General features: G+C 64.5%; 12 protein-coding genes. 3 read left to right on the top strand and 9 right to left on the bottom strand.

Annotated elements, in window-relative coordinates; genetic code table 11:
• A partial coding sequence (locus XH87_RS11500; protein ID WP_271587351.1) for a hypothetical protein occupies positions 1-1052 on the top strand: 1052 nt, incomplete at its 5' end.
• 118 nt (positions 1053-1170) lie between these two features.
• Here XH87_RS11500 and XH87_RS11495 read toward each other — a convergent pair.
• The 3 genes from XH87_RS11495 to XH87_RS11485 form a co-directional block, all read right to left on the bottom strand.
• Positions 1171-1446, bottom strand: coding sequence for a hypothetical protein (locus XH87_RS11495; protein WP_271587350.1), 276 nt, complete (start codon positions 1444-1446; stop codon positions 1171-1173).
• Positions 1447-1694: 248 nt separating this feature from the next.
• On the bottom strand, positions 1695-1925 hold the full coding sequence (locus XH87_RS11490) for a hypothetical protein (protein WP_271587349.1): 231 nt from the start codon (positions 1923-1925) through the stop codon (positions 1695-1697).
• 38 nt (positions 1926-1963) lie between these two features.
• The gene (locus XH87_RS11485) at positions 1964-2206 is read right to left on the bottom strand and encodes a hypothetical protein (RefSeq protein WP_271587348.1); all 243 of its coding nucleotides are present in this window, start codon (positions 2204-2206) and stop codon (positions 1964-1966) included.
• A 144-nt stretch (positions 2207-2350) separates the two neighbouring features.
• Here XH87_RS11485 and XH87_RS11480 point away from each other — a divergent pair, with 144 nt between their 5' ends.
• Both XH87_RS11480 and XH87_RS11475 read left to right on the top strand, forming a co-directional pair.
• Positions 2351-2776, top strand: a complete 426-nt coding sequence (locus XH87_RS11480; protein ID WP_035704836.1) for a DUF5413 family protein — start codon at positions 2351-2353, stop codon at positions 2774-2776.
• A gap of 58 nt (positions 2777-2834) precedes the next feature.
• Positions 2835-3377 (top strand): DUF4112 domain-containing protein, encoded by a 543-nt coding sequence (locus XH87_RS11475; RefSeq protein WP_271587368.1) that lies wholly within the window; start codon positions 2835-2837, stop codon positions 3375-3377.
• Between the two features lie 245 nt (positions 3378-3622).
• Here XH87_RS11475 and XH87_RS11470 read toward each other — a convergent pair whose 3' ends face one another.
• The 6 genes from XH87_RS11470 to XH87_RS11445 all read right to left on the bottom strand — a co-directional run bounded on the left by XH87_RS11470 (position 3623) and on the right by XH87_RS11445 (position 8316).
• Positions 3623-3916, bottom strand: coding sequence for a hypothetical protein (locus XH87_RS11470; RefSeq protein WP_014492502.1), 294 nt, complete (start codon positions 3914-3916; stop codon positions 3623-3625).
• A 212-nt stretch (positions 3917-4128) separates the two neighbouring features.
• Positions 4129-4293 carry a DUF3309 family protein gene (locus tag XH87_RS11465; RefSeq protein WP_035704895.1) on the bottom strand — a complete coding sequence of 55 codons (165 nt, stop codon included), beginning with the start codon at positions 4291-4293 and terminating at the stop codon, positions 4129-4131.
• A 108-nt stretch (positions 4294-4401) separates the two neighbouring features.
• The gene (gene msrB, locus XH87_RS11460) at positions 4402-4821 is read right to left on the bottom strand and encodes a peptide-methionine (R)-S-oxide reductase MsrB (RefSeq protein ID WP_271587347.1); all 420 of its coding nucleotides are present in this window, start codon (positions 4819-4821) and stop codon (positions 4402-4404) included.
• A gap of 30 nt (positions 4822-4851) precedes the next feature.
• Positions 4852-5556, bottom strand: coding sequence for a peptide-methionine (S)-S-oxide reductase MsrA (gene msrA / locus XH87_RS11455; protein ID WP_271587346.1), 705 nt, complete (start codon positions 5554-5556; stop codon positions 4852-4854).
• 152 nt (positions 5557-5708) lie between these two features.
• Positions 5709-7091 carry a twin-arginine translocation signal domain-containing protein gene (locus XH87_RS11450; protein WP_271587345.1) on the bottom strand — a complete coding sequence of 461 codons (1383 nt, stop codon included), beginning with the start codon at positions 7089-7091 and terminating at the stop codon, positions 5709-5711.
• A 109-nt stretch (positions 7092-7200) separates the two neighbouring features.
• A complete protein-coding gene (locus XH87_RS11445) occupies positions 7201-8316 on the bottom strand; it encodes an ATP-dependent DNA helicase (RefSeq protein ID WP_035704898.1) in 1116 nt (371 codons plus the stop codon).
• Positions 8317-8392: the final 76 nt, after the last annotated feature.

Genomic DNA, 8392 nt, shown 5'->3' with positions numbered 1-8392 from the left:
CGGCACCGGGCGTGCGCGGCTTCCGCGACATCACGGCCGATGTCAACGATCTCGGCGGCGCTGCCGCGCAGGCCAGCCGCGCCGCGCGCCGCACCTATGCCAACGTGCCCTCGCCCTCGCCGGAATTCGACCGGCTGGAGCCGAGCCTGGAAAACCGCGCCGGCGAAGGCGAGACGCCCTACTCCTACGACGAGTCGGTCGAGGAGGCCGAGCGCTACACACCGCAGCCGTCGTCGCGTCCGCGCGTCGCCGCCGACCGCGATGCCAAGAAGCGTGTCCGCACCGGCTCTGCCTTTCCGTTCAAGAGCGCGATCGCGATCGGCATCGTGCTGATTCTGGCCGGTGCCGGCATCCTCTGGAGCAAACCTCTGCTCCAGATCGCGACCAACCTGTTCAAATCCTCGCCGACCCAGGTGGTGGAGGCGCCGAAGGATACGTCACAGCCGCAGACCAAGCCGAAGATCCCCGATCGCGTCGGCCAGCCCTCGGCCACCGACCAGCCGGTGGCGCCGGTGGCGCAGAAGGTCGTGCTCTATGACGAGGATCCGTCCGATCCGAAGGGCAAGCAATATGTCGGCTCGGTGGTATGGCGGCTCGAGCCCATCAAGGCCTCGGGCAACCAGAAGGCCGACGTTGCCGTGCGCGCGGACATCGAAATCCCCGAGCGCAAGTTCAAGATGACGATGTCGTTCCGTCGTAACACCGATTCCTCGCTGCCGGCGAGCCACACGGCGGAGCTGACCTTCATCCTGCCGCCGGATTTTCCGGGCGGCAGCGTCTCCAACGTGCCGGGCATCCTGATGAAGTCGAACGAGCAGGCGCGCGGCACGCCGCTCGCAGGCCTCGCGGTCAAGGTCACCGACGGCTTCTTCCTGGTCGGCCTCTCCAACGTCGATGCCGATCGCTCCCGCAACGTGCAACTCCTGAAGGAGCGCTCCTGGTTCGACGTGCCGCTGGTCTACGCCAACCAGCGCCGCGCCATCATCGCCATCGAGAAGGGCGCCCCCGGCGAGCGTGCCTTCAACGACGCGTTCGCCCAGTGGGGCGATTGAGCGCTTCTGTCATTCCGGGGCGCGCGGAGCGCGAACCCGAAACCCATTGAGCAGCACGTGACGTAGAGAAATGGATTTCCGGGCTCGACGCTACGCGTCGCCCCGGAATGACCCCAGCCTACTTCGCCGCCGCTTCCCGCTTGCGCGATGCCGCCGCGGCTGCATGCTCGCGGTCCATCACGGCGCGGCAGCCGGGGCTGACCTGCGACTTGTTCCGCACCATGCAGGCAGTGATCCGCGGGATATCGGGGATTTCACTGGAGCACAGCCGCATGGCGTCGCCCGAGCACATCTGCTGCGCTTCGGACGAGAAGGCGAGCCCGGGTGAGGTCTGGAGTGCGAGGCTGGTGATTGCGAAAGCGAAGAGCGAAGCGATCGTCTGATGGCGTATCATGCGAATGGGTCCCCGATTTCCCGTGGGCTTGAGCCACTTGGTTTTTGGGGCGCCGCACGCGGCTTGATCTGCCGCACGTCACAGCCTTCACGCCGGGAACTTTGGTCCCGCATGTGGTCGCTCGATTTCCTGATGCTCGAATCGAAAGTGCTGCGCCGCCCGAGCGAAGTATGCGCCATCGGCACGCGGCTGCAATGGTCAGTGCAAAGGAATTCGCAATTGTTGCACGCGAGTCACGTCGGGCGCGATCAGATCAGCCGATCGGAGGACGCGTTCGCTTGTTCCGCATCGTCCGCGCCGAGAGCGGCGGCGTGCTCCTCGACGGCGGTGACGCCCTTGGCCGTGAGCTCGAACAGATCGCCGTCCTTCATCACGTAGCCCTCGGCGATCAGCTGCCCAACCTTGCCCTGCCGGTCGTCGGCAAACGCAACGGATTGGCTGATGTCCCGCAGGATCGAGAGTTGTTCGTCGCGCAACATGGCATCACTCTCCATTCGCGGGGGACGGGTTCCGATCCTCACATGCCGTGGCTCCGAAAGACCTTGCTGCAAGCGCGCGACAGCCTGGCCCGGTTGGCTTGCAGACAGCTCTGCACGGCCATGTCATTGCCGAGTTCCTTGCGGCAGAAGCGCGAGGCGTCCCGCGAGCAGGCCCTCTGCTCCTGTGGCGTGCCCATATGGCCTTGCGCAAGAGCGGGCGAGTCGGACAGGTCGCTCAGGGTTGCCAGCGCGATCGTCGCCAGGAGAAATCTGCGGGCCATCGGCCGCTCCAATCCAGCCGGTAAATTCCGGTCCTGTCTGAACTCGTCGCCTTGCCACTTGTTCCCCCCAGGGCAGCGCCAGGGCCCCGCTGTTCAAGGTTCCCGTTGCGCTGCTATAACACTGGCGAAGTGTGAGGGCATTTGATGAAACGCTATCTGGTGTTTGCGCTGGTTGGCCCGTTCGTCGGCGGGTTCCTGCTGCTGCTGACGACGACCTACCAGTCCGGCTATTGGGCCCAGACCAATCTCGGCGAGGTCGGCAAGCTGTTCGCGGTGTTCTTCAAGACCCTGCAATACAGCTACCTGTTCGGCTTCCTGCCCTCGCTGATGCTCGGCGCGGTCGACGACATCCTGATCCACATCCGCCGGATCGGCCCGGGCTTGCGGATGCTCCTGGTCGGCCTGTTCGCCTTCGTTCTGGCGTCGCTCACCTACAGCTCGCGTGGGCCGGATTCGGGCGCGGTGCAGTTCATCCTGTATGGCCTCGTCGGATTCGTCCCGGCGGTGATCTCATCCTGGCTCGTGCACCGATATGTCGAGGAGCCGCAAGCAGCGGCGGCGCCAACCTGACGCGCGGCGTTCGATCGCGGCAGCAACCTCCGCCACGCTGGCGCGTTCACTGAAGGCCATGATCATGTCCGAGGACGACATCATTGCTCCGCGCAAATCTCGTTCCGGGGGCCGCTCGCGCGCGAGCTTCTCCGCGACGGAAGCCCGCGGGCCGATCATCGACCAGGACGGCCGCGAGATCAGGCCGGAAAGCCTGGAGCAGGGATTTCGCGAATTTGGCTTCGAATTCGGGCAAGCGAGCCCGTTCGGCAATCTGACGCGCGAGCAGCGGATCGCGCGTCTCGAAGCGATCGCAAAGCTGCTCGACGTCGCCTTCATCCTGCCCGGCACCAACATCCGCTATGGCATCGACGGGCTGATCGGCCTGATCCCCGTCATCGGCGACATCATCACCACGGCGATCTCGTTATGGCTGGTGCGCGAGGCCCGCGTGCTGGGCGCGCCCTGGTACATCACCGCGCGCATGCTCGGCAATGTCGCGCTCGACGGCGTGGTCGGCATCGTCCCGTTCGCGGGCGACGCCTTCGACGTGATGTTTCGTGCCAACATGCGCAACGTGCGTCTCTTGCGCCGCTGGCTCGACAAGCAGCCGCGGATGTAGTGTCTCTTTAATTTCTCCGCCTTGCTCTCGCATGTCCCGGACAAGGTGCGGCGCGTAAGCGCGGCGCCGCAGAGCCGGGACCCCCAGGAACCGCGGGGGATGTCGATCCGTGGGCCCCGGCTCTGCAGCGCACCGCTGAAGGAGCGCTGCGCCGCGTCCGGGGCACGAGAGTCGCAAACACAAAAGGCGCGACGACCTTTCGGCCATCGCGCCTTCTGCGCACATCGAACGGTCTTGCGAAAATCTTACGCCGCGTCGGCGTCGGTTTCGGCCGCCGGCGCGGGCCTGGGCCGACGGGGCAGCGGGAACGCTTCGCTCTCGTACAGCGAGCGGATGCCGTTCTGATCGAAGCGGGCTTCCTCGACCTGGAGATAGGCGCCGTTCAGCGAATCCGTCGGCAACTGCTCCATCGCGAACTGCACGGCCTCGGCTGCGGTGCCGAACCGGCGATAGGTGAAGCCCGCACGCTTCTTCTTGCGGATCGCGGCGGGGAAGAGTTCGGCGGAGGTGTTGAAGTTGAACGGACGCAGTGGACGCATGGTCAAAGACCTCGTGATCTTCTCTGGGGCTTTAAGCGCGTGGGGTTGGGGAGGGCAGGAGCCGCCATCAGGCGGGCCCGCCGCATGTCATTCTCGCCCTCTAATATAGGCCGATTTGACAGAATTGCGACCCCTGCGATGCGAGATAATGAATCCGCGCATGGCAGTTCCGCAGGCATCATAATCTGAGTAATTACAATAACTTAAATGGTTTATACTTTGCCAAGAAGCAGCAGCACGATCAGCACCACCAGCACGACCCCGCCGATGCCCATGCCGGAATGGCCCAGCCCATAGCCGTAGCCGCCGAACCGGCCGGACAGGCCGCCGAGCAGATAGATGATCACCAGGATGATCAGGATGGTCCCAAGCGTCATGGCGTCCTCCCTGGCGGCCGCCGAAATGCGATGATCGGCCGCACCGCCAGAGGAGAAAAGCACATCGCGCCCCCGGGTTCCACGAGGGAACCCGGCAGCGTGCGCTGTTTATTTCGGCTCCAGCTTCAGCGCCGCCGAGTTGATGCAGTAGCGCAGGCCGGTCGGCCCGGGGCCGTCGGGGAAGACATGACCGAGATGACCGCTGCATTTGGAGCAGAGCACCTCGGTGCGGATCATGCCGTGACTCGTATCCCGCTCCTCGTCGACATGGCTCTCGACCGCGGGCTGGGTGAAGCTCGGCCAGCCGCAACCGGAATCGAACTTGGCGTCGGACTCGAACAGCACATTGCCGCAGCCGGCGCAGACATAGGTGCCGGCGCGCTCGTCGTGCTCGTATTCGCCCGAGAAGGGGCGCTCGGTCGCCTTCTCGCGCAGCACGGCGTACTGCATCGGCGTCAGCTCGCGCCGCCACTGCTCTTCGCTCTTGATGACCTTGTCGTCCGTGATCTTCGTTTTGGTGTCGGGCATGGGTCTCCCGTTTGCTTGGTGATCTCGCGATCAGTTGGTGGCCTTGCCGGCACTCACCAGCGTCGGCTTCTCAATGTAGTTATCCGCGAACAGCTTTTTCAGGTTCTCGACCTTCGGGATGTCGTTATAGGCGATGTAGGGCTGGTTCGGGTGCAGCGTCAGATAATCCTGGTGATAGGCTTCCGCCGGATAGAACGCTTCCAGCGCGCCGACCTTGGTCACGATCGGCCTAGAGAACACCTTGGCGCCGTTGAGCTGGGCGATATAGGCCTCCGCCACCTTCTTCTGCTCGTCCGAGGTGGTGAAGATGGCCGAGCGATATTGCGTGCCGGTGTCCGGGCCCTGGCGGTTGAGCTGGGTCGGGTCGTGCACCACCGAGAAGTAGATCTGGAGGATCTTGCCGTAGGAGATCTTCTTCGGGTCGTACTTGATCTCGACCGACTCGGCATGGCCGGTCCGGCCGCTCGAGACCGTCTGGTAGTCGGCGGTCGCCTTGGTGCCGCCGGCATAGCCGGAGACCGCGTTGACGACGCCTGCGGTGTGCTGGAAGACGCCCTGCACGCCCCAGAAGCAGCCACCGGCGACCACCGCGGTCTGGATGCCGCTTGCGGGCGCCGCGTCCAATGCGGGGGCGGGGATCACGACCGCATCCTCCGCGGCCCGGGACGGCATCGTGAATGCCAGCGTCAGGGCGGTGGTTGCGGCGAGCAGGGAGGCGATGGCGGTTCGGCGCATGGTGGATCCTCTGGCAAGGGTGGGCAGTCTAAGGCAGGCCGGCCCGGGCGAATAGCCTCGCCGGCATTGTCGCTTCCGAAGATACGACTGCCCCGCCTCGCCGTTACAGGCGGCCAGACACGAGTTCGTGAGGGCGCCGGCAGCCGGCGCGCTCACACCAGCGTATTGAACCAGTCGAACGCCGTCGGAGATCCGTTCAGAACGGTGCTGTCGCCATAGAGGCTCGCCAGGAAGGTGCCGCGGTGGCTCGCGCCCTTGACCGGAACGCCGTCGGCGAAGTGCCCGCCGGCGACGACGGCTGGCTGCACCAGGCGCGGCGGCAAGGCCTCGTCGGCCAGTCCGTAGTAGAACTTGATCGGGGAATCGTAGTGCCAGAACGTCGTGCCATTGTCGCCCAGCTGGCGCATGAGCTTGCTGTTCGTGTCGCTGGTGAAGCGCTCGAAGAAGCCGTCGGTCAGGAAATCGCCGGCCGGAGGAATCCTCTTCGCGATCTCTCCATCGAGGCTGTAATCGGCCCAGTACTTTTCTGCAAAGGCCTGATATTGCGGCTTGATCGCGGTCTTGAACAGATCATTGAGCCCGTAATAGCGCCGATAACTGCCGAGCAGGACGATCATGCAAGGCGTGATCCAGGCTGGCGGCATCGGGTATGAGCTTTCCGAGGCGGGAAGATAGGCTCTCGGGTTCGCCCAGTAGTGAAAGCTGTCGGAGAGATTGTTGAACGGACTCTGTTTCGCGGTCGCCCGCACCTTGATTCCGCGGCGCTGCATTTCCTGCTTCAGCCATTGCGTGTTCAGGGCGCCTTGCGACCACCCGTTCAGGAACAGCGATGATTGGCGCAGACCGAGCTTGCGCAGTTCGAGCAGTCCCGCCTTCAGGATGTCGAGGCAGCATTGCACGGTCGCGCCCTTCACCGCATAGGCCTCGCCGCGGCCATTGCGATAGGGGCCTTTGCCGACGTAATCGGCCGCGATGACGGCGTATCCGTTCCCGGCAAAACGCTGGATGTTGAACAGGGTCTCAATCGAATCGACATTGTCGCGCAGCTCGTAATTCTCATCACTCAGCCGCAGCAGGTTCGATGGAACCTGATCGAATGACAGGATCGTCCCGTGCTGCCACGACAAGATCGGAAGAGCACCGCGCGCGCCCGCCGGGACGGCAAGCAGGCCGCTGACCTTGACGCGCTCTCCCGTTTCCGGAATCCGGGTGAAGGTGACGATGCGCCTCAGCTCCACGTCGTAGCGCGCCACATGCTTGTCGGCAAAGCTCGCCGGCAAGATATTGCCTTCGTTGAAGACGGTATAGAATTTCGCGGCCAGCGCATTGAGCCGCGCCTTCGAAACGCGCAGGGGCCCGCTTGAATTCGCGCGCAATGCCTGCGCCGGTGCCGCAAAGGCCATTCCTGGAGCCGTGGCCGACAGCGCGAGTGAACCGGACGCCGCGCACGCGGATTTCAGGAAGCCTCGACGGCTCACTGCAGGATCATCGAGCTGGGTGTCGACGCCATCAGGTTCTGTTGCGCGCGCAGTCATTACGTTCCGCTCCGATGCAGATCGCACGCTGATACACAGCAAAGCCTAGCGAACGATGAATGCTGATCGATGTTGTCGATCCCGGAAAGCGCATCCGGGCACTGCAGTTTCACACCACCACGCTCAGTCGTTTCGCCGCGCGCGTGATCCCGGTGTACAGCCACCGTGCCCTGGAGTCCTGAAACGCAAAGCTCTCGTCGAACAGCACGACATCGTCCCATTGCGAGCCCTGCGACTTGTGCACGGTCAGCACGTAGCCGTAGTCGAACTCGTCATAGGGCTTGCGCTGCTCCCACGCGATCTGCTCGATGCCGCCCTCGAAGCAATCGGCGCGCACCGAAACCTTCGTCACCTTGTGGCCGAAATCCTCGTCCGGCGACAGCCGCATGGACAAGATGCGCGATTTCGAGCGCGAGGTGTTGCGCGACTTCACGCGCCACAGGCCGCCGTTGAACAGGCCCTTCTTGCGGTTGTTGCGCAGGCACACCAGCTTGTCGCCGGCGACGGGAAAGGCGTCCTCGATGTTCTGCCGCTGCCGCACCCGCATGTTGTAGGCGCGGCGGGTGTTGTTGCGGCCGACCAGGACCTGGTCGGCGCCCATGACGCGGTCAGGGTCGAGCTCCTTCCGCGACACCACCTCGCTCTCGCCATGGCGGCCGATCTCGAGCTCGCGGCCCTCGCGGACGTCCATCGACATCCGCACGATCGGATCGTCCTGGGCCTGGCGGTGCACCTCGGTCAGCATTGCGTCGGGCTCGGTATTGGTGAAGAAGCCGCCGCCCTGGATCGGCGGCAGCTGCGCGGGATCGCCCAGCACGAGAAGCGGGCAATCGAACGACATCAGGTCGCGCCCCAATTCGGCGTCGACCATCGAGCATTCGTCGATCACGATCAGCTTGGCCTTGGAGGCGGGCGCGTCGTCCCACAGCTCGAAGCTCGGCTGCTCCTCGCCGGATTCGCGGGCGCGGTAGATCAGCGAATGGATAGTGGAGGCGCCGTCGCAGCCCTTGTTGCGCATGACCAGCGCAGCCTTGCCGGTGAAGGCGGCGAACTTGACCTCGCCGTCGACGCCATCTGCGATATGCCGCGCCAGTGTGGTCTTGCCGGTGCCGGCAAAGCCGAACAGGCGGAACACCGGCGGCGTGCCGTTGCGGCCCGGCTTGGCCTTGAGCCAGTCGCCGACGGCCTTCAGAGCGGCATCCTGATGCGGGGTGAAAGTGGCCATATCTGTCTTGAGGAAGGGCGAAACGAGGCGATTCGCCATCCCCCAAAACTAACCATTCGCCCCGCCGGTTCAAGCG

It is taken from the genome of Bradyrhizobium sp. CCBAU 53415 (assembly GCF_028128735.1).
Lineage (GTDB): Bacteria > Pseudomonadota > Alphaproteobacteria > Rhizobiales > Xanthobacteraceae > Bradyrhizobium.
The sequence above is the reverse complement of the archived record's forward strand: the minus strand, read 5'-3'. Positions and strand labels throughout refer to the sequence as shown.